The 25524-nt window shown below is 43.8% G+C and carries 15 protein-coding genes, 2 tRNA genes, 1 rRNA gene, 1 pseudogene and 1 riboswitch; of the genes and pseudogenes, 12 read left to right on the top strand and 7 right to left on the bottom strand.

Translation table 11 applies throughout. The features are described from left to right. Positions 1–51: 51 nt before the first annotated feature. The 3 genes from rrf (at position 52) to L4B77_RS15275 (ending at position 425) form a co-directional block, all read left to right on the top strand. A 5S ribosomal RNA gene (gene rrf / locus L4B77_RS15285) occupies positions 52–167 on the top strand. 44 nt (positions 168–211) lie between these two features. Beyond that, positions 212–288 (top strand) — tRNA-Asp (locus L4B77_RS15280). Between the two features lie 60 nt (positions 289–348). Beyond that, a tRNA-Trp gene (locus L4B77_RS15275) sits at positions 349–425 on the top strand. A gap of 353 nt (positions 426–778) precedes the next feature. Here L4B77_RS15275 and L4B77_RS15270 read toward each other — a convergent pair. After that, positions 779–1087 carry a helix-turn-helix domain-containing protein gene (locus L4B77_RS15270; RefSeq protein WP_429751448.1) on the bottom strand — a complete coding sequence of 103 codons (309 nt, stop codon included), beginning with the start codon at positions 1085–1087 and terminating at the stop codon, positions 779–781. Positions 1088–1285: 198 nt separating this feature from the next. Continuing rightward, positions 1286–2566: a cation:proton antiporter gene (locus L4B77_RS15265; protein ID WP_261838731.1), complete on the bottom strand. Its 1281-nt coding sequence runs from the start codon at positions 2564–2566 to the stop codon at positions 1286–1288. Positions 2567–2734: 168 nt separating this feature from the next. On the opposite strand from L4B77_RS15265, the gene metH reads away from it, so the two are divergent. Next, a complete protein-coding gene (gene metH / locus L4B77_RS15260) occupies positions 2735–6412 on the top strand; it encodes a methionine synthase (protein WP_429751446.1) in 3678 nt (1225 codons plus the stop codon). 116 nt (positions 6413–6528) lie between these two features. Here metH and lysC read toward each other — a convergent pair whose 3' ends face one another. Continuing rightward, a complete protein-coding gene (lysC, locus tag L4B77_RS15255) occupies positions 6529–7896 on the bottom strand; it encodes a lysine-sensitive aspartokinase 3 (RefSeq protein WP_372066852.1) in 1368 nt (455 codons plus the stop codon). 108 nt (positions 7897–8004) lie between these two features. Continuing rightward, positions 8005–8181: riboswitch (Lysine riboswitch) on the bottom strand. A 177-nt stretch (positions 8182–8358) separates the two neighbouring features. On the opposite strand from lysC, the gene L4B77_RS15250 reads away from it, so the two are divergent. After that, the gene (locus L4B77_RS15250) at positions 8359–9498 is read left to right on the top strand and encodes a pyridoxal-phosphate-dependent aminotransferase family protein (RefSeq protein WP_429751444.1); all 1140 of its coding nucleotides are present in this window, start codon (positions 8359–8361) and stop codon (positions 9496–9498) included. 103 nt (positions 9499–9601) lie between these two features. Here the strand turns inward: L4B77_RS15250 and L4B77_RS15245 are convergent, their stop codons facing one another. The 4 genes from L4B77_RS15245 to L4B77_RS15230 form a co-directional block, all read right to left on the bottom strand. Beyond that, positions 9602–11365 (bottom strand): PglL family O-oligosaccharyltransferase, encoded by a 1764-nt coding sequence (locus tag L4B77_RS15245; RefSeq protein WP_429751442.1) that lies wholly within the window; start codon positions 11363–11365, stop codon positions 9602–9604. Positions 11366–11455: 90 nt separating this feature from the next. Continuing rightward, the gene (gene uvrA / locus L4B77_RS15240) at positions 11456–14293 is read right to left on the bottom strand and encodes an excinuclease ABC subunit UvrA (protein WP_429751440.1); all 2838 of its coding nucleotides are present in this window, start codon (positions 14291–14293) and stop codon (positions 11456–11458) included. Positions 14294–14440: 147 nt separating this feature from the next. Beyond that, on the bottom strand, positions 14441–15313 hold the full coding sequence (gene galU / locus L4B77_RS15235) for a UTP--glucose-1-phosphate uridylyltransferase GalU (protein ID WP_261838737.1): 873 nt from the start codon (positions 15311–15313) through the stop codon (positions 14441–14443). Between the two features lie 160 nt (positions 15314–15473). Beyond that, positions 15474–16121, bottom strand: a complete 648-nt coding sequence (locus L4B77_RS15230; protein ID WP_429751438.1) for a LuxR C-terminal-related transcriptional regulator — start codon at positions 16119–16121, stop codon at positions 15474–15476. 278 nt (positions 16122–16399) lie between these two features. On the opposite strand from L4B77_RS15230, the gene L4B77_RS15225 reads away from it, so the two are divergent. The 7 genes and pseudogenes from L4B77_RS15225 to L4B77_RS15195 form a co-directional block, all read left to right on the top strand. Next, on the top strand, positions 16400–16954 hold the full coding sequence (locus L4B77_RS15225) for a single-stranded DNA-binding protein (protein WP_429751436.1): 555 nt from the start codon (positions 16400–16402) through the stop codon (positions 16952–16954). A gap of 168 nt (positions 16955–17122) precedes the next feature. After that, a complete protein-coding gene (locus L4B77_RS15220; RefSeq protein WP_429751434.1) occupies positions 17123–18466 on the top strand; it encodes a site-specific integrase in 1344 nt (447 codons plus the stop codon). After that, positions 18459–19397 carry a hypothetical protein gene (locus L4B77_RS15215; protein ID WP_429751432.1) on the top strand — a complete coding sequence of 313 codons (939 nt, stop codon included), beginning with the start codon at positions 18459–18461 and terminating at the stop codon, positions 19395–19397. Before L4B77_RS15220 ends, L4B77_RS15215 begins: the two co-directional genes overlap by 8 nt. Continuing rightward, positions 19364–20056: a hypothetical protein gene (locus L4B77_RS15210; RefSeq protein WP_429751430.1), complete on the top strand. Its 693-nt coding sequence runs from the start codon at positions 19364–19366 to the stop codon at positions 20054–20056. The genes L4B77_RS15215 and L4B77_RS15210 overlap by 34 nt, the downstream gene beginning before the upstream one ends. Next, the gene (locus L4B77_RS15205) at positions 20046–22103 is read left to right on the top strand and encodes an integrase (RefSeq protein ID WP_429751428.1); all 2058 of its coding nucleotides are present in this window, start codon (positions 20046–20048) and stop codon (positions 22101–22103) included. Before L4B77_RS15210 ends, L4B77_RS15205 begins: the two co-directional genes overlap by 11 nt. A gap of 2 nt (positions 22104–22105) precedes the next feature. Then, the gene (locus L4B77_RS15200; RefSeq protein WP_192889867.1) at positions 22106–22546 is read left to right on the top strand and encodes a hypothetical protein; all 441 of its coding nucleotides are present in this window, start codon (positions 22106–22108) and stop codon (positions 22544–22546) included. A 2185-nt stretch (positions 22547–24731) separates the two neighbouring features. Continuing rightward, positions 24732–25019: pseudogene (locus tag L4B77_RS15195) on the top strand (FKBP-type peptidyl-prolyl cis-trans isomerase); the annotation flags it as partial. Positions 25020–25524 lie beyond the last annotated feature (505 nt).

The raw sequence follows: 25524 nt of genomic DNA, 5'->3' as shown, positions 1-25524 counted from the left end.
AGATTATTTTGCCTTCAGTTTTTAAAAAACTGAAAGTAAAAGCAAAATTTGCTTGGCGACCATAGCATTGTGGACCCACCTGATTCCATGCCGAACTCAGAAGTGAAACACAATAGCGCCGATGGTAGTGTGGGGCTTCCCCATGTGAGAGTAGGACATCGCCAGGCTTTAAATTATGAACACTTGTCAGCGACGACAAGTATTCCACTGCGGAGTGGTAGTTCAGTTGGTTAGAATACCGGCCTGTCACGCCGGGGGTCGCGGGTTCGAGTCCCGTCCACTCCGCCACTTATTCGATAACCTCGCCTAGTGCGAGGTTTTTTCGAATCTGAAGTAATAAAAAGTTTTAGGGGTGTAGCTCCAATTGGCAGAGCAGCGGATTCCAAATCCGCGTGTTGGGAGTTCGAATCTCTCCACCCCTGCCATATTTAAGGCTCTAGCAGAAATGCTAGAGCCTTTTTGCTTTCTATGATTTGGACACCAATCCCTCTTGATGGACATACAGAGCCAAATATCAAATTGCTGCTGTTTTACCAAGCGAGGTCTCGTCCCACTAGCTGCCCAAAGACGTGTTGTAATGTTCTGCTGACCAAATCGAGCTTCATCTTGAAACCAGACATCAACACGGCTGGGGATCTTAAGGATCGTTTCGATTTGGAATTTTTTTAAATCGTCTTGGATTTTCTGTGATGGTTTAGGGTGTTTGGAACAGGAAGTTATCCAAGAAAACCCCATATGGGCGAGGAGATAATAAATGGAATTAGGGTGGTAGTGTTTATCACAGTTTAACGATGTAGTCATGTATATCGCTCCCGACAAGGCGTCCGCCAGAAGGTGATTCGGCTTTTTTCTTTATAAACTCGTTGAGTTGTTTTCGTTGTCCTTCAGTGATGTAGGCAGGTCTACCTGTGCAGGGTTTCTCTTCAAGTCCTTCCAAACCTTCTTCAAAAAAAGTCTTAACCCATTTATTCACACTGTTCCGACTGACTTTGAGGGCTTTTACAATTTGTGCACGAGAGAGGCTGTCTTTAAAGTGTGCAAGCGCTAGTAAGTGAACCTTTATCTGAATGGTTTTTTGTTGGCTCACTAGCTTTTTGAAATCGGTATTATTCAGGCTATTGATGGCTAAATTTCACAATAATTTATCAGTTTCAATTCGATCATATGTTTACTTTCATTGGTATTAGTGACGAGAACACCAAGTGATGTGCATGAAAAAAGCCAGTAACGGGGCTACTGGCTTAATAACAATCGGCAATGTATTTTAGAGCGAGATCATGAGATGTTAATCTAAATTTTTCTCTGCTTGCTTCGCTTTTTCGATCATAGGAGTAATCGTAGAGCCTTGTACTAAGATAGAGAATACAACGACCGCATAGGTCATAACGAGGATGATTTCTTTTACATCAATGAGTTTTTCTTCAATTACCCAAATGCCGGAAGGGATTGAAAGTGCCATCGCCAGAGCTAGACCACCACGCAAGCCTCCCCAGGTCAGAATATTAATTGACCACGGGTTGTAAGTTCTAAAGCGTTTGAATCCGATATAAGATAGGAAAACACTTAAGTAACGAGCACTTAGTACTAAAGGAACAGCGAAAGCCATCAAGATCCAGTCTTCTTGATGGAATTTAAATAACAACATTGACATACCAATTAATAGGAACAATACACCATTCAATAGTTCATCAACTAATTCCCAGAAGTGGTCTAGATGCTCCTCGCTCTCTTTTGAGAAGCCAATAAAGCGTGTCCAATTCCCAATCATGATACCCGAAACCACCATGGCTAAAGGTCCTGAAACATGCAGATATTCAGCAAAAGCATAACCTGCAGTTGGGACACCAATCGTTAACAGTAATTTCATTGAATGGTCATCAGTCGTACTGATCAAGTAATGAAAGATTAACCCTAAAATAAAGCCATAAACGATGCCGCCAATCGCTTCTTGGATAAATAGCAGTGCGACACTACTGACGGTTGGAGTGTCTGTGCCAAATGCGATAGTAAATAAGGTCACGAAGATGACAAGTCCAAAGCCATCATTGAAAAGTGACTCACCTTCAATTTGAGTTGATATACGTTTAGGAGCATTAAGCTTCTTAACTATTGCCAAAACGGCTATTGGGTCGGTTGGGGATATGAGTGAGCCAAAAAGTAAGCAGTAAATCAGATCAAAATGAATGCCGATCAACTGACAAAACCCATATAGAACGAAGCCAACAAAGAACGTTGAGAAGAGCGTAGCACCAAGTGCGAGCACTGTAATTTCCCATTTCTGGTCTTTTAAATTAGGTAACTTAATCCCCAATCCGCCAGCAAAGAGTAGGAACCCTAATATTCCTTTGAGTAGGAAATCTTCAAAGTTGATACTAGCTACAGTTTCTGAAGCGATATCAGATAGTTGGAACCAATTATTTTGCCCTGCAATGATGATTAATAGAGATAACATCATTGAACCAGCGGTAATCGCGATAGTTGTCTGCATTTTACCAATTTTGCTATTAACTAAAGCAATAAGCATGGCTGCTGCGGATAAGAAGCATAAGGTGTAATAGACTGACATTGGGATTCCAATATGTGACAAAGTGTGAATATGAATTTTCGTTGTCTCATGTTCAAATAGCAACCATTTTTTGTCATGAATCGGTAATCAATTTACTCATTTAGACGTCTAGACTCCTTTTTAATGTGTGATAGGATGGACGAATAATTAAAGGAATGAGGTTGTATTGTGGGAAGTAATATAAGGCAAAAGATTGAATCTCTGTTGAAGCAACGAATTTTGCTGATCGATGGTGGTATGGGTACCATGATTCAGGATCGTAAATTGGACGAGCAGGACTATCGAGGTGAGCGCTTTGCTGATTGGCATAGTGACTTAAAAGGGAACAACGACCTTTTGGTACTTACACAACCTAATCTTATCAAAGGTATCCATACCGAGTATTTGGAAGCGGGGGCTGATATCCTCGAAACGAATACCTTTAATGCAACAACCATTGCTATGGCTGACTACGATATGGAAAGCCTTAGTGAAGAAATTAACTTTGCTGCTGCTAAGCTTGCTCGTGAAGCGGCTGATGAATGGACCGCAAAGACCCCTGACAAACCTCGCTTTGTGGCGGGTGTGTTAGGTCCAACTAACCGAACTTGTTCTCTCTCCCCGGATGTTAATGATCCGGGTTATCGTAATATTAGCTTTGATCAACTGGTTGAGGCCTATTCTGAATCAACTCGAGCTCTGATCAAAGGCGGCTCAGATCTTATTTTGATCGAAACTATCTTTGATACCTTAAACGCGAAAGCATGTGCGTTTGCGGTTGAATCTGTTTTTGAAGAAGTAGGCATTACTTTACCAGTCATGATCTCCGGTACCATTACTGATGCATCAGGCCGTACCCTTTCAGGTCAGACGACAGAAGCATTCTACAACGCTCTTCGTCATGTTAAACCTATCTCATTCGGCTTGAACTGCGCATTAGGCCCAGATGAACTGCGCGAATATGTCGGTGAGATGTCTCGTATCTCTGAATGCAATGTATCTGCACACCCTAATGCGGGTCTGCCCAATGCATTTGGTGAGTATGACCTTTCTCCCGAAGAGATGGCGGAACATGTTAAAGAGTGGGCTGAAAGTGGATTTTTGAACTTAATTGGCGGATGTTGTGGTACAACGCCAGAACACATACGCCAAATGGCAGAGGCTGTTGAAGGTGTAACGCCACGTCAATTGCCTGATTTGCCGGTTTCTTGTCGTCTTTCTGGACTTGAGCCTTTGACGATTGCTAAAGAGTCTTTGTTCGTGAATGTCGGTGAGCGGACTAATGTTACCGGTTCAGCTCGCTTTAAGCGCCTCATTAAGGAAGAATTATACGATGAAGCGTTGAGTGTGGCTCGAGAGCAAGTCGAAAACGGTGCTCAGATTATCGATATCAACATGGATGAAGGGATGCTAGACGCCGAGGCGTGTATGGTTAAATTCCTCAATCTATGTGCTTCAGAACCTGAAATCTCGAAAGTGCCGGTTATGGTCGATTCTTCTAAGTGGGAAGTTATCGAAGCTGGCCTGAAATGTATTCAAGGCAAAGGCATTGTTAACTCCATCTCTCTAAAAGAAGGCAAAGATAAGTTTGTTGAGCAAGCCAAATTAGTTCGTCGTTATGGTGCTGCTGTCATCGTGATGGCGTTTGATGAGGTCGGTCAGGCGGATACTCGAGAGCGTAAAGTTGAGATCTGCACCAATGCCTACAACATTCTTGTTGATGAAGTCGGTTTCCCGCCAGAAGATATTATTTTTGACCCGAACATTTTCGCAGTGGCGACTGGTATCGATGAACACAATAACTATGCGGTTGATTTTATTGAGGCGGTAGGGGACATTAAACGCGATCTCCCGCATGCGATGATCTCTGGCGGTGTGTCGAATGTTTCATTCTCATTCCGCGGTAATAATTACGTCCGTGAGGCGATTCACGCGGTGTTCCTATATCACTGTTTTAGAAATGGTATGGATATGGGTATTGTAAACGCGGGTCAGTTGGAAATTTACGATAATGTTCCAGAAGATCTGCGTGATGCGGTTGAAGATGTCGTACTAAACCGTCGTGATGACTCAACCGAACGCTTGCTTGATATCGCGACTGAATACCTAGAGCGCGCTGTCGGTAAGGTTGAGGATAAATCGGCATTAGAGTGGCGCACTTGGCCGGTAGAGAAGCGTTTGGAGCACTCTTTAGTAAAAGGTATCACTAACTTTATTGTTGAAGATACCGAAGAAGCTCGCATTAATGCCTCTCGTCCTATTGAAGTGATAGAAGGTCCTTTAATGGATGGCATGAACGTAGTTGGTGACCTGTTTGGTGAGGGTAAGATGTTCTTACCACAGGTTGTAAAGTCTGCACGTGTTATGAAGCAGGCGGTTGCTCACTTAGAACCGTTCATCAATGCAACCAAAGATGTAGGTGCAACTAACGGGAAAATCTTACTTGCGACAGTCAAAGGCGATGTTCATGACATCGGTAAAAACATAGTAGGCGTGGTTTTACAGTGTAATAACTACGAAATTATCGATTTAGGTGTGATGGTGTCATGCGAAAAAATCCTTAAGGTCGCTAAAGAGGAGAACGTCGATATCATCGGTCTTTCGGGTTTGATCACGCCTTCACTGGATGAGATGGTTCATGTTGCTAAAGAGATGGAGAGGCAAGGTTTTAAACAGCCTCTGTTAATCGGTGGGGCAACGACATCTAAAGCACATACTGCAGTCAAAATCGAACAGAATTATTCAGAACCTGTCGTCTATGTAAATAATGCCTCGCGTGCTGTCGGTGTTTGTACTTCACTACTGTCAGATGAATTGAAACCCGCTTTCGTTGAGAAGTTGGATATCGATTACGATCGGGTTAGAGACCAACACCATCGTAAAAAGCCTCGTACTAAACCTGTTACGCTTGAGAAAGCACGAGCTAACAAAGTGGCTATTGATTGGGATGCTTATACTCCACCGGCCCCTGCGAAGCCGGGTGTACATATCTTCAATGATTTTGATGTATCTACTTTACGTCAGTACATCGACTGGACCCCATTCTTTATGACATGGTCATTAGTCGGAAAGTACCCTGCAATTCTTGATCATGAAGAGGTGGGTGATGAAGCTAAACGCCTATTCAAAGATGCCAACGATTTACTGGATCGCATCGAGAAAGAGAAGTTGCTTGAAGCGCGTGGTATGTGTGCCATGTTCCCAGCGAACAGTGTTGGTGATGACATTGAGGTGTATACCGATGAATCTCGTACCGAAGTTCTAAAGGTTCTACACAACCTTCGTCAACAAACAGAAAAACCAAAAGGCTTTAACTATTGTTTATCTGATTACATCGCGCCAAAAGATAGCGGTAAAGCAGACTGGATTGGTGGATTTGCGGTAACGGGTGGCATTGGTGAGCGAGAATTGGCTGATGAATACAAAGCGAAAGGCGATGACTACAACGCCATTATGATTCAGGCAGTTGCTGATCGATTAGCTGAAGCGTTCGCGGAGTATCTGCATAAAGAAGTGAGAAAGGATATTTGGGGTTACTCGCCAGATGAGGATTTGTCTAACGACGATTTGATTCGAGAGAAATACCAAGGTATTCGTCCAGCCCCGGGTTACCCTGCTTGTCCTGAGCATACAGAGAAAGACACGTTATGGGAGTTGATGGACGTTGAAAAATCGATCGATATGTCATTAACGACGAGCTATGCGATGTGGCCAGGTGCCTCAGTATCTGGTATGTACTTCTCACATCCTGATGCCCGATACTTTGCTATTGCACAGATTCAACAGGATCAACTGGAGAGCTATGCCGACCGTAAAGGTTGGGATATGTTAGAAGCCGAGAAGTGGTTAGGGCCAAACATTAACTAACTTTTAGGCTATGACGAGCTTGGATTCGTAAAGTAAAAAAGAGAAAGGGTTGCTCAAGAGCAACCCTTTTTGTAGCTGTGATTTAGTTATTTATCTGTCGATGATAAACGCATTTTCTACTCAAATAACTCTTGGTGCAGTTTTTGAATCGCCAACTTAGCAACAGATTCATCTAGCAAGAAACACAGGTTGTGTGGGCTTGCTCCGTAACAAATCATACGTAAGTTGAAATCTTCCAGAGTACTGAAAACTTGCTTTGCATAGCCTTTGCTTTCACTCATGTTATTGCCAATAAGAGCCACAACGCACAAGCCGTGCTCGATATCCACAGAGCACAGTTCCTCAAGTTCAATTCGAGCCGCTTCTGGTAATTCTGGTGCACCACCAGAGGTATCTGTTTGGTCTAAAGTGAGTGAAACACTGATCTCTGAGGTGGTGATCAGATCAACAGAGATCTTATGTTTAGCCAGGATCTCGAATACCTTTGCTAAAAAGCCGTAAGCATGGAACATATTAGCGCTGCGCAGCGTAACCATGGTTTGATTGCAGCGTAGGGCAAGCGCTCTAAATAGAGGAGAGCTTTCAACTTGTTGGCGAATCCATGTACCACCGAGTTCAGGAGCTTTAGAGGAGCCGACAAATACTGGGATTTGGTGACGGAGTGCCGGAACTAGCGTTGATGGATGCAGTATTTTCGCTCCAAAGTTTGCCATTTCCGATGCTTCGCTGAAGCTGATTTCTGGAATCGGCGATGCTTTAGGTGCAATACGAGGATCTGTTGTGTAGATACCTGGAACATCCGTCCAGATCTCTAAACCTATCGCTTGCACAGATTCGGCAATCAGCGCCGCTGAATAATCACTGCCACCGCGGCCCAAAGTCGTGGTATTACCTTGGCTATCAGCACCGATAAACCCCTGAGTAACGACAACTTGTTGCTGGCAAAGTGGGATCAGTTTCTCTTGCGCTAGAGCAGCAATGTCTTCTAGCTGAGGTTCGGCTTTACCAAAATCATCATTAGTACGCAGCACTTCTCTGATATCAAAACGAACCGCTGGTGTGCCGCGCTCGCGAATGATTTGAGCGAGGATATGTGTCGACATCAGCTCACCACATGCGACAAGGTGATCAGTCAGTTTGGCACTGGTTTGGAATGATGCGGCCTCTGCTGCATTCGCAATATCATCAAGAATACCGTGAACTTCTTTCTCGATGCTAATCGAGTCTGCGAGTTGATCAAGAATCACGTTATGAATGTCTGTTAATTGTGCCATTAATTCCTGACGACGAGCTTTGTCTTGAACGCCATTTGCCAGTTCAACCAGTAGGTTTGTGACACCAGAACATGCACTACTTACAACCAGTTTTGTATTGGAGTTGTTTTCAATAATGGCAGCACAACGGCTCATTGCTTCAAAGTTGGCAACACTTGTTCCACCAAACTTAGCGACATTAAAAGAACCAACTACATTAGATGCACTCACGATATATCTCCCACGACTTCCTAAAATAAAATTACGGTTGGGTAATCCAACGTCCGATGTTTTTCGAAGAGAGTATTAGAGCAAAAAGAGAGGAATGATTAGAATAGTCACCTCAGAAGCTCTTCACCATAGATATATGGTGACAGTTGCCGGGATTCAGCCCGCTCAACCGACAATAAAAGTCTGCATCCTTTTATTATCTCGGCACTGCTCCCCATCAATGTTTTGTATTGGAAATGCGGTTCCACAAAACACCTGCCTGGGCAGTGCTCCTCTTCTGCTAGATAGCCGTTTCATTGAACGTGTTTCCGGCAATAATGTCAATCTGTAACTGGAGATAGGCGTAAAAATAATTTTAACAATTATGTGACACTGGTATGACATCAATACTTCTGTCTAATTGCTGAGGTGATCGATTTGCTTTAGGGTGGAATATTCACATCATTAACGTAAGGGATGTACATGTCTAATTTAACACTCACAACGGCCATCGAGAGCTTTTATCCGCCACACCGAACGTTAATGGGACCGGGGCCTTCAGATATTTCTCCTCAAGTTTTACAGGCCTTGAGCCGTCCAACTATTGGCCACCTCGATCCGTTGTTCATCGCGATGATGGATGAACTGAAACAACTTCTTAAGTATGCATTCCAAACAGAGAATGAATTTACGATTGCCGTTTCTGCTCCGGGCAGTGCGGGAATGGAAACTTGTTTTGTTAACTTGATTGAGCCTGGCGAGAAAGTCATTGTTTGCCGCAACGGTGTTTTTGGTGAACGTATGCGAGAGAATGTTGTACGCTGTGGTGGTGTAGCGGTTCTGGTTGATGACGAGTGGGGCAAGCCCGTTTCCGTTGCAAAGGTAGAACAAGCGTTAGTGGAAAATCCCGATGCCGTGGCTGTTGCTTTTGTGCATGCAGAAACATCAACCGGATCACTATCTGATGCTCAAGCTATTTCAGCTGTCGCTTGTCAGTTTGATGCGTTAACAATTGTTGATGCTGTGACATCATTGGGTGGTGTGCCATTGTTGGTTGATGAATGGCAGCTTGATGCGGTTTATTCTGGAAGCCAAAAGTGTCTGTCTTGTGTTCCTGGCCTGTCTCCGGTGACATTTTCTCAGCGTGCCGTCGATAAGATGAAAGCCCGTCAAGCGCCAGTACAAAGCTGGTTCCTAGATCAAAGTTTGGTTCTAGGGTATTGGAGTGGAGAAGGTAAGCGGAGCTACCACCATACGGCGCCCGTGAACAGCTTGTATGCTCTACATGAGTCTTTGGTTGTACTGAAAAATGAAGGTTTGGACAATGCTTGGTCACGTCACTACGCGATGCATCAAGCGCTTAAAGTTGGTGTCGAAGCTTTGGGGTTAAAGTTTGTGGTTGATGAAGAGAGTCGTTTACCTCAATTAAATGCGCTTTATTTTCCTGAAGGGATTGATGAAGCAAAAGTTAGAGCCCAGCTGTTAGAAGAATATAATCTTGAAATTGGCGCAGGGCTTGGCTCGTTGGCCGGTAAGACTTGGCGTATTGGTTTAATGGGCTACGGTGCGCGTAAAGAGAATGTCGCGTTGTGTCTAAAAGCGCTAAAAGATGTATTGAAATAGTTGCAATGAACTGAAATTAAAAAGAAAAGCGCATGAGATATCATGCGCTTTTTTCGACTAACCCCAAACGGTTAAATGGTACTTGAGTGCTGAGAGTTCACTATCATTCAGTTGATGATACGTTATCTTCTGCTGGCGGCACTTGCTTATACTGAATCTTTGAAAAGTCTCTGTTAGGGAATAAAAAGCTCGCTTCGCTACGAATTTGCTCCGCTTTACTTTCTTCTCCTAGGCCTTGATATGCCAGAATCAGATTGCTGTAGAAAGCCGGTCTTGGCTTTCTCTTTATGATCTCCAGTGACCAATCAATGTAAGGCTGTATAAGGCTTGGATCAGCTTTGTAGAGACCAATATTAAGGTAAGTGCTGTAAATGTCCCAATCGTAGCGATCTTTCCATACCACAGGGTTCGTTACTAGCTTAAGAATGTCCGGGTTTTTAGGCTTAGACACTTCAAATTTAGTCAGTACATAATTGGTGTGCAAGGCGCTCAACATATAAAAACTGATCAAGATAGGTACCACTAAGCTCGACACTCTAAACAGGGTTTTACTGATGATGCTGAACGGTTGTTGATAATGTCGAGAAGAGCGTTGATCGACCCAGTAAATCAATATAATAAATGTAATCCAATGAATCGCTGAGTGGTAAAAAGGGTACTCAAGCTGAGAGTGCAAAAGGATTGGAATGAACAACGCGATCAGGGCTAGACGAGTGCCCTTTGCTGAACTTGCTATACGTGACATGACCAATATCGCGGCCATCAAGATCCCGATGATTGGTACAATTCCTCCTTCAACGCCCCAAAATAGGAACTCATTGTGCGGGTGATCCATTGAAGGAAGGCCTGGGTGATAGCTCGAGTTGAGCTGGTGTTGGCGAGCCGTGTATAGGATGTATTCGGCTTCGAACTTTCCGTAGCCATAACCTGTAAATGGCTTTTCGATCATCATATCTAGCGCTTGAGGGAAGGTATAAGCTCGTGGGCTTTCTAAGTTTACCCTTTTACTCGCGAGACTATCGGTTGCGCTGAGGTTTATCACCGAAAAGGCAACAACGATGCCGACTACGATGGATGTACACCAACCGTAAAATCGCTTTTTAGTCGAGAACTTGTATAGATAAGGCAGAATGCATATCAACCCGATTGAGGCCGCTAACCATCCAGTACGTGATGCAATGATAATCAGCAGTGGTACGGTTAAGGTTGGGGTTAGGTAGAGTAGGAATGACTCGCTAATTTTGTGATTATACTTAGTTGGTTGCCTCGCTAAAAGATAAGCGGACAGCACAAAACCCGTAGCCAAAAAGCTAGCCATGACATTAGGTTGCTGAAATATCCCATATGGTCGGTTTGTCGCTGTGTTGTAGCCAAATAGGTTGCCAGGTTCTAATAAGAAATATTGCACATAGCCAAACAGTGCTTGTATAACGACAGCAAGTACTATGAACCACAACATACGCTGCTTATGTTTGTTGCTGAATTTAAATTGCTGGAGGACAACAAATAATGCAAAGCCTGCCCATAATCCAAGTAAGCGCCCTGACGCCGCTTGAGGAGAGGCGTTAGTGTAAAATATCGGTAGTGTCAGTATCACGCAGCTGATCAGCAAGCCTACGGTTAATTTTGAATACTTGAGAGCTCGGTTGGTTGCGAGTTGGTAAAAGCCAATGGCCAGCGTGAAGCTTAGCGCTAGCCAAGTGGTTGGGTTAAATGATAACGCAAGGCCAGATCCACCAGGATTTGGCATAAAAAAATGCATGGCTAACAAGAATACAACAGCTAAAGATGCCAAAAATGCTTTATTGAGTGGTAGTTGAGTTACCTGATTTTCTAGCAGGGTACCGCTAGTGTGTATTGTTGCCATAAATCCCTAACCTTATAAAAACAGAGCTTGTTCCTTCTGAAACAAGCTCTGTGACTTTAACATTTTTCTGTCTGCTCGCTGGGCGCTATTTTACACTGAGTTCAAATTTAACATAGGCTTAAGGAATCGAGCAGTATGTGAACCTTCGACCAACGCCACATCTTCAGGTGTACCTTCTGCAACAATCTCACCACCGCCTTGACCACCTTCAGGACCAAGATCTAAGATCCAGTCTGCGGTTTTAATGACATCTAGGTTGTGTTCAATCACGACCACGGTATTACCGTGATCACGCAGCCTATGGAGTACGTTTAATAGCTGCTGAATATCGTGGAAATGAAGACCAGTGGTTGGTTCATCAAGAATGTATAAGGTTTTTCCTGTATCCCGTTTCGATAGCTCTCGTGCTAACTTAACGCGTTGAGCTTCCCCGCCAGACAAGGTTGTGGCTGCTTGTCCGAGGCGAATGTAGGAAAGGCCAACGTCTATGAGTGTTTGCAGTTTACGAGCAATAACGGGTACCGGATTGAAGTACTCTCGAGCATCTTCAACGGTCATCTCTAGAACTTCGTCAATGGTTTTACCTTTATAGCGGACCTCTAAAGTTTCACGATTATAACGTTTACCTTTGCACACATCACATGGCACATATACATCCGGCAAGAAGTGCATCTCGACTTTGATCACTCCGTCTCCCTGACAAGCTTCACAGCGACCGCCTCGAACGTTAAAACTGAATCGGCCTGGCTTGTAGCCACGAGATCGTGATTCCTGAGTACCAGCGAATAACTCTCGAATAGGAGTAAAAATTCCGGTGTAGGTAGCAGGATTCGATCTTGGCGTTCGACCTATGGGGCTTTGGTCAATATCGATCACTTTGTCGAAATGCTCTAAGCCCTTTATCTTTTTGTGCGGCGCTGGAACAGCTGTCGTTGCACCATTTAATTGAGTGTGGGCGACTTTAAAGAAGGTGTCATTGATGAGTGTTGATTTACCTGACCCTGATACACCAGTGATACAGCTGAACAGACCGACAGGAATGGTTGCGGTAACATTCTTTAGGTTGTTCCCTGTTGCACCAACGATCTCGACGATCTTTTTCTTGTCGATAGGCGTTCTTTGTTTTGGTATTGCAATCTCTTTGGCGCCGCTCAGGTACTGCCCTGTTAAAGAGTTCGGGTTTTCTATGATGTCTTGCATGGTTCCTTCTGCAACCACGTGACCACCATGAACACCTGCCCCTGGGCCGATATCGATAACATGGTCAGCACAACGAATCGCATCTTCGTCATGTTCCACAACAAGTACCGTATTACCTAAGTCCCTCAAGTGAATCAAAGTCTGCAACAGGCGTTCATTGTCACGCTGGTGGAGCCCAATAGATGGTTCATCGAGTACATACATAACGCCCACTAAACCAGCACCGATTTGACTTGCTAGACGAATACGTTGTGCCTCACCACCAGACAGCGTTTCAGCACTGCGTGATAAATTCAGGTAGTTCAAACCAACGTTGACCAAGAAATGCAGACGATCATTGATCTCTTTCATCACTTTATCAGCGATCTGCCCACGCTGACCATCTAACTTCAACTCTTGGAAGAATTGGAGTGCGTCAGCAATACTGAGCTCAACGATTTCAGGCAGTGTTGTATCACCAATGAAAACATTTCGAGCTTCCAGTCTTAAGCGAGTACCACTGCAGCTAGAGCAAGATTTCGTTGAGATGTATTTGGCAAGATCTTCACGTACTGCGTTAGATTCCGTATCACGGTAGCGACGCTCTAGCGTATTTAAAATCCCTTCAAATGGATGACGTTTAACTCGGATATCACCACGATCATTGATGTATTTGAATTCAACTTCAGTACGACCGGATCCTTTGAGAATGATCTCTTGAGTCTTTGTGGGAAGAGCGTTGAATGGCACATACAGATCAAAGCCATAATGGTCTGATAGCGACGTTAACATCTGGAAGTAGTAGTAATTTTTTTGATCCCAGCCTTTAATCGCACCTTCAGCAAGACTCAGTTTGTCATCCAAAATCACTCGACTTGGGTCAAAATATTGTTGAACACCAAGGCCATCACACGTGCCACATGCACCTGCCGGGTTGTTAAATGAAAACAGGCGAGGCTCTAGCTCTTGCATACTGTAGCCACACTTTGGACAAGCAAAGTTGGCAGAGAATACGATCTCTTCTTGTTCTTTATCCTCCATCCAACCGACGACAGCGATACCGCCAGAGAGCTCTAGTGTTGTTTCAAATGATTCGGCTAAACGTTGTTGAAGGTCCGGGCGAACCTTAAAGCGGTCGACGACGACTTCTATGGTGTGCTTCTTATGTAGCTCAAGTGTTGGTGGATCGGATAAGTCGCAGGTCTCGCCATCAATACGAGCACGGATAAAACCTTGTGCTGCTAGGTTTTCCAGTGTCTTGACATGCTCACCTTTACGCTCTTTGACGATCGGAGCCATCAGCATCATCTTTGAGCCAGTAGGCAGTTCTAATACCTTGTCGACCATTTGGCTGATGGTTTGCGCAGCGAGAGGGATATTGTGATCAGGGCAGCGTGGTTCACCGACTCGAGCATAAAGTAATCTAAGGTAGTCATAGACTTCAGTAATGGTACCGACAGTTGAGCGAGGGTTGTGTGAAGTCGATTTTTGTTCGATGGAGATGGCTGGAGATAAACCTTCAATGTGGTCGACATCAGGTTTCTCCATAAGAGATAGAAATTGACGGGCGTAGGCCGACAAAGACTCAACATAACGACGTTGACCTTCTGCGTAGAGAGTATCAAACGCAAGTGACGATTTGCCTGAACCGGATAAGCCGGTGATAACCGTCAGCTTATCACGAGGTATGGTTAGGTTAATGTCTTTGAGGTTATGTGTACGAGCACCTCTGATTTCTATTTTATCCATCTCAACAGGCCATGTAATTTTCAGTGGCTAAAGTATTACATAGAGTGAGATTTGTGCAAAGTTTTACTGGATAAAAAAACAGTAACAAAAGGGCGACCCAAAGCGTCGCCCTTTCTAGCATCTGTAACGCAAGTGATTAACCCGTCGTTATGCTTCTTTCTTTGTCGAGTGTTTACCGAGTTCGATTTGCTTTTGGTCTTTCTTGTATAGGTTTTCAAAGCAGTAGTTTGTTGCTTCGATATAACCTTCGACACTACCGCAGTCAAAGCGTTGGCCTTTAAATTTGTAAGCCAATACACAACCGGCTTTTGCTTGTTTTAGCAAAGCATCGGTAATCTGAATTTCGCCGCCTTTGCCCGGTTCTGTTTGCTCGATAAGTTCAAAGATATCTGGAGTCAAAATGTAACGACCAATGATCGCTAAGTTGCTTGGAGCTGTCCCAGGTTCTGGTTTCTCGACCATGTCATCGACACGGAAAAGGTCATCTTTAATCATCTCGCCCGAGATAACGCCATATTTGTGTGTTTCGTTTTCAGGTACTTCTTGAACTGCGACAATAGAGCAGCGGAACTGTTTGTATAGCGCGACCATCTGAGCCAATACCCCTTGTTGTTCGTTCACACAAAGGTCATCGGCAAGCACAACTGCGAAGGGTTCATCACCAACTAATTCACGACCAGTCAAGATTGCATGACCAAGGCCTTTCATTTCACGTTGGCGAATGTAAGTGAAGTTTGCTGCTTCAATCGTCTCGCGAATATTGATCAGCAAATCTTCTTTATTCGTGCCGCTAATCTGATGCTCAAGTTCGTAGTTCTTATCAAAGTGATCCATGATTGAGTGCTTACCACGTCCAGTCACGATGCACATTCCATCCATACCCGCTTCGATCGCTTCTTCTACACCGTATTCAATCAGAGGTTTGTTTACGACTGGCATCATCTCTTTAGGCATAGACTTGGTGGCAGGTAAAAAACGTGTACCGTAGCCAGCTGCCGGGAAAAGGCACTTTTTGATCATAATAAGACCCTTTATCTATAATAATTATGGATTCAACCTGAGTGGTTGATATTTCTGAGGGCTACTCTAGCATAATTGAGGTCGAAAATTCAGTAACAATAGCTATGGTTTACGAGAGCTTACCTCAACATTATCGTAAAACTAAGAGACGAAGCATTGATTACGCAAGCAGGTTTTGGTTTGCCCATGCGATGGCTTGGACTCTATTTTTAACCGCCAGCTTACGAAATATCTGGTAAAGATGAGATTTGACGGTGAACTCGCTAATAAATAAGTCGTCGGCGATTTGTGTGTTTGATGATCCAGATTGCAGACAGCGAATCACCTGGATTTCTCGAATGGTTAAGTCGACATTGGTCGGCGTGGTATTAGTATTGACCATATTACGATAATAAAATAACAGTTGATTAGTTACCTTTCTTGGTAGCCAATTTTGCCCGTCTATCACGGCTTGAAGACCAAGCGCGATTTTGTCTTTTGGCTCGGTGTGGTAAAAGAGCCCCTTTAATACGCCGTAGGTAAGAAGTTCTGAAGTAGAAAGTGGTTGAGGGACATTGAACAAAATGATCTCATGGTTTTTCCACATTACGTTCAGGTTCGCACAATCAAGACGGAGTTGTGGTCCCTCTTTGTAATCGACGAGTAAGATGCGGTTACTCCTTTTCCTATCAACGAGCATTAATTCATCCGGGGTCATTTTGTAGCACGGGATTGATAGGTGTTTTCCAATCTCCTTTATGTGTAGGTGGGTGTCGCTTGGATCAGCACACAGAAAGTGTAAAGTGCGAGCGTATCGAGAAGTTTTCATTGAAAGTCCTGCTATTAGTGGTGTGAGGTTCTACGTTGTCATGCACAATCTCTCATCTCTAGCGTCTTATTTATGTCTTGCGTTGAATATCAATGATCAAAGTAAATGAGTGGTTTGTAAGTGGAGAAAAAAGCAACATCGATCTAAATATCATGATTTATCACGTTTTTATTCTTTGTCGTGAGGGGAGAATGGGAATGCGATTTATCACTGTAGAAAAGCGTGCTATTCTTATGCGCTAAAATGTTTTGAGACTATGAATTTAGACGGAGCAAATCATGGCTAGCCGTGGAGTTAACAAAGTTATATTAGTGGGTAACCTAGGTAATGACCCTGAAATTCGTTACATGCCAAATGGTAACGCAGTAGCGAACATTACTATTGCAACGTCAGAGTCATGGCGTGATAAAGCGACTGGCGAACAGCGTGAAAAAACAGAGTGGCACCGTGTTGCTCTGTATGGAAAACTGGCGGAAGTTGCAGGTGAATACCTACGTAAAGGTTCTCAAGTTTACATTGAAGGCCAACTTCAAACTCGTAAATGGCAAGATCAAAGCGGTCAAGATCGCTATACAACAGAAGTCGTCGTTCAAGGCTTCAATGGTGTAATGCAAATGCTGGGTGGTCGCGCTCAAGGTGGTGCTCCTGCTCCAGGTGGTATGGGTAATAACCAACAGCAGGGTGGTTGGGGTCAGCCACAACAGCCACAACAACAGCAATACAGTGCTCCAGCTCAACAGCAGCAGAAAGCACCTCAACAATCAGCACCACAGCCGGCTCAACCTCAATATAATGAACCGCCAATGGATTTTGATGATGACATCCCATTTTAGGAAACGTATAAGTTAATACTGTAAATAAAAACGGTAGACTTGTAACGTAATACACTCTAACCCAGCAGAAATGCTGGGTTTTTTTTATTTTACACTTTTTAAAACGATAAAGTTGTGATTATATGGTGATTACGTATATTGAAAGTGTAAAAATAAAGGCTTCAGGGTATGGCTACATACACTATTGAAACACTGGTTTTTGAAAATGGTGAACGCTATCCGGTTTTGATGGACGAGGAGGCGATGCCCCACTTCCATGTGACATTGTGGGTGACTTCCAAGTTACGCTCGGTCGGCAAAGCTGAAAACACCATTACAAATAAGATCAATCATGTGAAGTGGTTTTTAGGTTGGCAGGAAAAGGAGCAGCGAGACCTGTATGCCGAGTTTCAAAAAGGGATGTTTCTTAGCGAAAAAGATATCGAGAGTATTAAATCTTATCTTGCTTTGGATATTCATCACTTAAAAGGTGTTAAAAGAAAAGTTAGTAAAGGTAGAAACAAAGTCGTCAGTATGATTGACGAACCTAAATTAATTGATGTAATGCCGTCTGTTGGTCGTAACCACCATTACAACCGTATGACGTCTGTCATAGAATATTTAACCTTCCTTGCCAAGTTGGCAGTCAGTCGCACAGCTAACGAAAAGCTCTACCGTTCCATTAATCAAATGGAGAAGCAATTCAAGGCCGCCCGTCCTAAAGGAAAGGGCAAAAATGTGCAGGATAAAACAAACAGTAAAGCTATCCCTGATGGCTTAGTTCAAGAGTTTATGGCTGCGGCGCACTTTGAGCACCCTAAGAACCCGTTCAAACATAAAGATACCCGCCTTCGCAATCATTTGATGTTCCACCTAATGGATAAACATGGTATTCGGCGTGGTGAAATGCTTTCTCTAATGCTGACAGACATGACACTCCATGGTGATAAAAAGTCGATTTGGGTTAGGCGGACACATGATGACAAGAATGATGCACGCACTAAGCAGCCTGTAGCTAAGACAAAAGAGAGGATGCTGCGGATCAGCAACGAGACAACCGAGTTGCTTAATCACTACATTACTGAGTGCCGCGCCAAAACCCCCAATGCCAATAAGCACCCCTACCTTTTTGTTACACATCGTAAATGCTCTACTCAGGGGCACCCAGTCTCTGAATCTACGTTTGATAACACCATCGTGCCTATGATGAAGGCTGTCGATGCAAGGTTTGAAGTTATTCATCCACACTTCTTCAGGCACAGCTGGAATGAGGTTTTTTCAGAAAAAGTTGACAAAAACAATGAGTTGGCAGCATTTGGTGTGAATGGGTATAAACACATAGATAGTGGCACAGAGGCTAAAATGCGTAAGCATCAGATGGGACACTCCAGTGAGACATCGGGGAATGTTTACAACCAGCGCCATGTCACTAGAAAAGCTAACGAAGTATCCCTTATGGAACAAGAAGATCTTCAAAGGAAGGCTGCTGAAGCCAGAAAAGAATTAGAAAAAAATGGAGACGGTAATGAGTAATCTTGCGTTGGTGGCTTCAAGGCAAACCGCTTTATCCAGTCTGGCATCACCACTGAAAACTTCACGGGATGGATACAGCTTTGATATTAATGCCGATACGTGGGTCTTGAATAAGGACGTGACAGTCCGCTTTCAGCACGAAGTATTGTCATTAGAGCCGAAAACCCATGAGGGGTTCAGGAAGTCACTGGCACGGTATGCGGAAGAGGCTTCAGCCGCCCACACCTTAAACATGTATATGCGATTTCAGCGGATGGTACGTGACACAGGGTGCAAGTCCGTAGATGAGCATGTTGTCCGTAACTGGCGAGCTATGCTTGACGATGAGCACGAATGGTACTTGGGGTCGCTTCGTAGCTTTTTAATTAGCTGGTACGACTATGGCTACAGTGGTATCAGCAGCCAAGTGGTAAGGGTTTTGGAGGGAATGAGATTAGCTGGCAACAAAAAAGGGGTAGCCATTGCCAATCGATGTCCGTACTCAGGAGCACTAACCCAGAACGAGCAAATTGCAGTTACAAACGAGCTGATTCGACTGTTTGCGGAAGATAAAATCTCTTTACCGTGCTATAGCTACCTATTTCTTCTGCAAGCTACAGCAAGACGAGCAATACAACTGCGCCAGTTAAAGGCGAAAGACCTTTTAAAAGAACACTGCCCAAAAACAGGTGCGGTTAATTTCTACCTCAACATCCCTCGCGCTAAGCAGCGGGGTGTTGGATTTAGGGGGGGATTTAAGAAGCTAGCTATCACAGAAGAACTTTACTTAACTCTTATCAACCTGATTGAGCAAGAGCAAGAAAAGCTGAGCAAGTTTTTGGGAGGGAAGCTAACAGAGAGGCAAAAGGGATTAACGCCACTGTTGATTGGTCAACGACTAAACATCTGCTCGGTCGAATGCGTTATGAAAAGACTGATGTTGGAACGTTAGACGGGCTTCTGTCTACAGATGTTTTTCATATGTCCACAGTTCAGCTAGCCGACGGTTTCATGCGAAAAGTCAGCCTTTTCAACGAAGCTGTCAGTGAACGTACAGGTGATATTATCCAGCTTTCTGCACGGCGTTTCCGCCGTACCCGTGGGACTAATCTTGGTCGTAAAGGCGTAAGTGTTTTTGTTATTGCTGAAGCCTTAGATCAGTCAGACACCCAAAACGTCAAGGTGTACACAGAAAACACGGCTGACACAGTCACTTATATCGACAAGGCTATTGGCAAGCAATTGGCACCCTTTGCCAAGGCTTTCAAGGGGCAGATCATCGAGGAGGTAGGTGATGGCGAACGCCGTGACGACCCATCGGCACGTATTCCAAATAAAGATAATGAGGTTGTCGGTGCCTGTGGCACCAATGACTTCTGTTTGAAAGGCTACGAAGCCTGTTACCTGTGCGAAAAATTCCGCCCCCTTCTGGATGCCCCTCATGAGAAGTTCCTAGATAGCCTCTATGCAGAGAAAGAGGCACGGTTGAAAGCAACTAAAAGCGAGCAATACGCCTCGACCAAGGATACGCTGATTCTTGCTGTGGAATGGGTGGTGCAAGCATGTACAGAGATGAAAAAGCTCGGGAGGTTGAGTAGTTATGACAAGTAATGTGATTCGGTTTACGCCAAAAGCGGAACTCACAGGGATGCAAAACCTTAACGGGTTCATTATTAGCTGCCGTACCCATTTGACTGCGTTTGATACTAATAACTGGCACGAAAACAAATGGGAGACCCTGAAAGGTAAGCGTAAGGTTGTAGCTCGCTTTTCTACTAAATTAAAGCCATCAAATTCGTATCACTATGAACCTATTTCTGCTCCGTTCTTAGATTTTGCTAAGGCGTATATTAAGAACTTGTATACGGATAAGCCTGTAGCCAATTTACAACGCCACATGGAAGCCATTCGGGTGCTTGAAGAGGCGTTGATTCTGGCTACGGGTAAGGCTGACATTTTGTTGCTCGATGGTACCGTATTGGAGCGATTGGATGAGGTATTTCATCACCAACTCTCTGAAGCAACAGCAAGAAACAAAGCGGGCTATCAAATGGAGTTGATGCTTGATTTCTGTCGGGATCAACTTATCACGCCTAGCTTGCCAGAGTGGTCTAATCCTTACGGCAAGGATAGCGATCTGACGATTTCGCTTGATGCAAAAGGTAAGGAATATCGAACGGGAAATCTGCCAAGCTCAGAGGAGATGATGCTTGTCGCTGAGGTTTTCAGTAAAGCTCCGCAGCTAGGTGTTGAAGCGGAATACTTTACGGCTCTTTACGCACTGTTGATGACTGCTCCCTCTAGAGCATCTGAGCAAACAGTATTGCCTGTAGATTGCTTAGTGTGGGAAGAAGACCGCGCTGGTGACCAAAAACTGGGTATTCGCTGGGTGCCAGCCAAAAAAGGGAAAGAGGGTATTAAGTGGGTGCCAACTGTAATGCAAGACATTGTGGTGGAGGCGGTTGAACGCCTTAAGCGCATCGGTGCCCCAGCCCGTAATGCCGCCAAGTTTGCCGAGGAGCACCCCGAGCGGTTTATGGTACATGCAGGTTGTATCACGCCCGAGGGTTTTTCTGCGGATAAGTCGTTATCAATTGATCAGTTTAATGCTGCATTATCAACAAATTATAAGGAGTTTACGAATGCAGCACCAACACCAAAGTGGTTGATAAATCTACTCACTAGTGGTGATGGACCTATTTCTTACAAGATACTCGGCAAACATGAGTTTGAAAAATATACCAAGAAGTTCCCGAAATGGCCGTTTGTGGATAAGGATAAGCACGTTAAGGTTTCAGAGGCACTGATATTGCATCGCGAGAATGAGTTCCATGCAGAGTTTGAGTCACGAGCTTTTTCATTCTGTATACCCACTGTTAATCATATTAATGACCGCTTTGTGCAGAAGGAGTCTAAAGGTGAGCGCACTCTATGGAATAAATACGGGTTTAGTCTGAAAAGTGGTAAACCTATTGCGTTGACAACACACAAGGCGCGTCATTGGCTAAGCACTATGGCTGAAAGTGGCGGCATGGATGAGCTGACCTTAGCCAACTGGGCTGGGCGTGCAAAAGTAGGGGATAACAGTAAATACGACCACCGGACGGAAGCAGAAAAAGCCGAACAAGTGGTAGATTTGATGATCCCCGAAGATATTGGCGTGCTAGAGAAAATTAAGCGTAGGCTTCCTGTGACCTTTGAGGACATTGGCAAAGACTTGGCGGGTTCCGCCATTGTCACTGAGTTAGGTGTTTGCGAGCACGATTATGCAATGTCACCTTGCCAGCGCAATGGTGATTGTGAAACCTGCAAGGAAATGGTGTGTATCAAGGGTTTTAGTGACTCTTTAGAGTTGCTTAAGAAGCGGGAAAAGGAAGTAGAAGGTCAGTTTAAAAAGGCCATGAAAGATCAGGGTATGGGGGCATTCGGGGCAGACCGTTGGGTGAGTCATCATGGTTGGCGGTTAGCTCACATTCGTACTAAAGTCCGCATCCTAGAAGATGAAAATACACCAGACGGTGCAGTGGTTCGAATTCCTGATGAGTATGATCCATCGCCTGTGAAGGAAGTTTTGAGGGGCAAGGGATTAAATTTGGAAATCGAATCACCAGATGAACTCGGTATTGCCGATGATGCATTTGAGTTAATGGAGCTATAAAGATGCCTAAAATGGTCATTACAAGTAAAAGTATGCCTGATGTCTTACATCGAATCGAAACATGGAAAGGCAAGCTAACTTGGCCTCTGTTGTGTGAAGAAATCATGGCTTTACTGCAAATAGATGGAGTTACCCGCCAAACCCTGTCGAGCTACAAGGAAATTCAGGAAGCTTTTACGGCACGAAAGCAGTATTTGCGTGAAAAAGCTACCACTGAAACTGTCCCTGCGAATAGCAATATGGAGTATTTGCAAAACCAAGTGGAGAGTTTGGAGGCGGAGCTAAAGAAAGCCAATAAAACCATAGAACGCTACAAGCAGCGCTTCGTATTGTGGCAATACAATGCGTATAAGCATGGTGTGCGTATAGACTCTTTAGATGAGGCTGTGGAGATGTTAGAACAGCCTTTGATTGAGATTAAGCGTAGGACTGGGGGGGCTTAAATAGATATTGCTGGTTAGCTATTTAAGCCAGTCCGTCAAGACGGACACTGGATGAATTTGGTGCCAGTCCGTCAAGACGGACACTGGATGAATTTAGTGCCAGTCCGTCAAGACGGACTCATATTGGTTTTGCTACTAATCTAGCAAACTCCCTTGTGATTCGTGTTTTATGGAATTATGACCCTTATTATTTATTCTTTAATTAATACTAATTGCTAATGGATGGTGTGAATTGAAAGTTGATTCTAAAAAAAACAATCCTGATTATGAAAAATATCCAGTAGGTTCATTAGAGCGCTTGATACATGGGTGTTGGCAATTGGGTATCTTCAGATTTCACGCTTTTTATCAAGAGTGGGATAATGGACTACAGGTGAGGTGCGATAGCATTAACCATACATTGGGAGTGAGAACGGTTCGTGTCGATCTCTTGGCTTTTGAGGGGGACTACAGAAGAACGTCTCAGGTCATGGACATAATTCGGAGCCATGATAGTTCAATATGGATTTGGTTCGTCAATTGCGAAGCGCTGTTGGATTCTTCGTTAGCAGGTTGGTTGCGTAGTCTCCTTACGACTTATAGTGTAGAACACGTCAGAGTGGCTTTTCTGCTTGATAACCGACAACAGTACAGAAAAATTTTTCAACGAGCTTCAGCTCCGTTTTACCAATCCACAATACTTCTCAAAATTTAACAGCATTCATCATTTTGCCTGACAAACCAAAGAAGCATACAGTAACTTGCTCTACTCATTATTAGATCATTAATGGTCATTAGGCGTTGAGGTGACGACGTTCTGTTAGCTTGGTAACACGGCTCTAGCTACTGGGTAACATGACCTGCCGAAAGTTGGGATTTCAAGGCTTATCAGGATTGTCGGCGAAATCTTTTGGCAGCTTAGTTATTCATTTAAATACAGCTATTTTTATACCGAAATGTATATTAGTCTAGTGTCATATTGTTGAGTTTTAAGGAAATTTCAGTGGTAGCACAAACAAATGATCCCAATAAGCATGGGTTAAAGCGCTATATTGAAGAGTCAATCCGAAAGCAAATTAGAGAAGATGCAGGGTATGGTTGTGTAGTGTGCGGGACACTGTTTTGCGACTATGAACATATCGAACCAGAGTTCCACGATGCAGAGCTGCATGACCCAGCCAAAATGACCTTGCTTTGTGAGAGTTGCCACGGAAAGGTTACAGGAAAACGTAAATCTAAGAGGCGAGTTTGGGATGCAAAGGCTGCTCCATACTGCAAAAAGCACAACGTCATAAGAGAAGAAATCGATCCTTCTGTGATGCCAACAGTTCAAATCGGGACTAGCCACTTTGATGATGTTGAAATCATCTTGTCCTTACATGGAAAGCCTTTGGTGTGGTTAGAGCCTCCCACACAAAAAGGCGAACCATTTTTGGTTAGCGCTATATTTTACGATAACAAAGGTAAATATGTTGCGAGCTTAAATCGAAATCAGTTTACTAGCGTTCTCGGTTCCCATGATGTGTGGGGGAAAGGGACGCGTATTGAGATACGTCCTGAAAAACGAGTAGTAGGGCTAACACTTAACATTGAGGGTGATAAGCCCGTTAACATTGAACGAATTAGCATGAACTACTTGGGGCAACCACTGGTTGTTAATAAAAAAGGTGAGCTTGAGTTTAGCAGTAATACTATAAGCTGTATGCAAGTGAGTAGTGGTCATACTGCGATGAGTATTGGAGATACACCGTTTACTCCACTAAGGGATTCTTTAGGACAATGGAAAATATTAACTATTGCTCACAGAGTTGCTAAATACGGCCAACAAGTCATTACTATAAACGGCAGCAGGTGTGGCTGGATCTTGGGTAACTGCCTTATAGACAACAACTACAGAGTCGTTGCAGTACACCAAAATGGAGTTACTTCTAATATCACTGGTGAGTTTGTTGGCAATCTCGTAGAGCAACTTAATGGCCGCTTTATGTTGGTTCACACTAGTTATGAATATGATAACTATGAGCCGATTTGGGTTTCATCTACAGATAAAGCCACGAGGAACATTAAGGTTGATTCATTTGTGGATGTGACTCATCGGATTTTTGGAGTTCAGAGTTTTAAAAGAACTCCATATACTCCTAAGTCAACTGAGTCCGTTCAATATCCAGAGAGACAGATGATAAATTCACGGCTGCCAAACTATCAGCAAACTAATGAGCACATTAATAATGGTGACCGAGTGTATATTGACTTCCAAGGAAGAATTGACGGAGTCGCGTTTGAAGGAGGGAAAGCTGAGAACTTTCCACTCGTTGTTGGTGGAAAACGAATGATACCTGGTTTTGAAGATGGCTTGCTCGGTAAAAAAGCTGGTGATGAGTTTGATTTAGAAATCGTATTTCCTGATGACTATCATGCTGAGAATCTGAAAGGAAAGATTGCGATATTTTCAATTGTAGTAAATAAGACGGAGAGACACGCTGAAAACGAATTAGCGTAAGAATTTTGTTTTCAACAGGGAGTCATCCACTCAAGCGACATTCATGTAGAGACAACATGTTGGCAGGTAAGAGAAAAGTAGCTTGATTTTCACTTTATTACGCGTGGCTAAAGGGGAGCTGCAACTCCCCCTTATCGTTCGATAGCTAAATTCACCAAGTTGATGGAACTACAAACACCGTACAAGATGATAGTAGCGTAACTGGCACATAAATGAAAATATTGATGGATACATCGATATAATGACCGTGCTGTGTACAGTCTTTGAAGTGATTGTTAAACTCGAGAGATTAGGTAGGCTCCTTCTTTTGGGGTTAGCCTGCTACAACATCTAAGGTTATAAGAAGTGCTCAAGACAGTGATAACTATGTGTGACTTTACGGAACAAAACCTCTTGAACAGTTACTTTGTGGTCTAAAACTGAATGAGAAAAGTGTAAAAATAAATGATGCAATATGGAGTATAGCGACTTACTTATAGTGCTTTATTTACTCTTTATT

Source organism: Vibrio minamisatsumaniensis, from assembly GCF_050337445.1.
In the GTDB taxonomy this organism is placed as follows: domain Bacteria; phylum Pseudomonadota; class Gammaproteobacteria; order Enterobacterales; family Vibrionaceae; genus Vibrio; species Vibrio artabrorum.
This window is presented reverse-complemented; position numbering and strand designations above follow the sequence as displayed.

Bases quoted from the DNA above. Each gene is read 5' to 3' on its own strand.
- L4B77_RS15220 (WP_429751434.1), top strand. From the start codon at position 17,123: ATGGCTACATACACTATTGAAACACTGGTTTTTGAAAATGGTGAACGC.
- L4B77_RS15210 (WP_429751430.1), top strand. From the start codon at position 19,364: ATGCGTTATGAAAAGACTGATGTTGGAACGTTAGACGGGCTTCTGTCT.
- L4B77_RS15245 (WP_429751442.1), bottom strand. From the start codon at position 11,365: ATGGCAACAATACACACTAGCGGTACCCTGCTAGAAAATCAGGTAACT.
- uvrA (WP_429751440.1), bottom strand. From the start codon at position 14,293: ATGGATAAAATAGAAATCAGAGGTGCTCGTACACATAACCTCAAAGAC.
- L4B77_RS15200 (WP_192889867.1), top strand. From the start codon at position 22,106: ATGCCTAAAATGGTCATTACAAGTAAAAGTATGCCTGATGTCTTACAT.
- L4B77_RS15225 (WP_429751436.1), top strand. From the start codon at position 16,400: ATGGCTAGCCGTGGAGTTAACAAAGTTATATTAGTGGGTAACCTAGGT.
- L4B77_RS15215 (WP_429751432.1), top strand. From the start codon at position 18,459: ATGAGTAATCTTGCGTTGGTGGCTTCAAGGCAAACCGCTTTATCCAGT.
- L4B77_RS15250 (WP_429751444.1), top strand. From the start codon at position 8,359: ATGTCTAATTTAACACTCACAACGGCCATCGAGAGCTTTTATCCGCCA.
- galU (WP_261838737.1), bottom strand. From the start codon at position 15,313: ATGATCAAAAAGTGCCTTTTCCCGGCAGCTGGCTACGGTACACGTTTT.
- L4B77_RS15205 (WP_429751428.1), top strand. From the start codon at position 20,046: ATGACAAGTAATGTGATTCGGTTTACGCCAAAAGCGGAACTCACAGGG.
- L4B77_RS15265 (WP_261838731.1), bottom strand. From the start codon at position 2,566: ATGTCAGTCTATTACACCTTATGCTTCTTATCCGCAGCAGCCATGCTT.
- L4B77_RS15230 (WP_429751438.1), bottom strand. From the start codon at position 16,121: ATGAAAACTTCTCGATACGCTCGCACTTTACACTTTCTGTGTGCTGAT.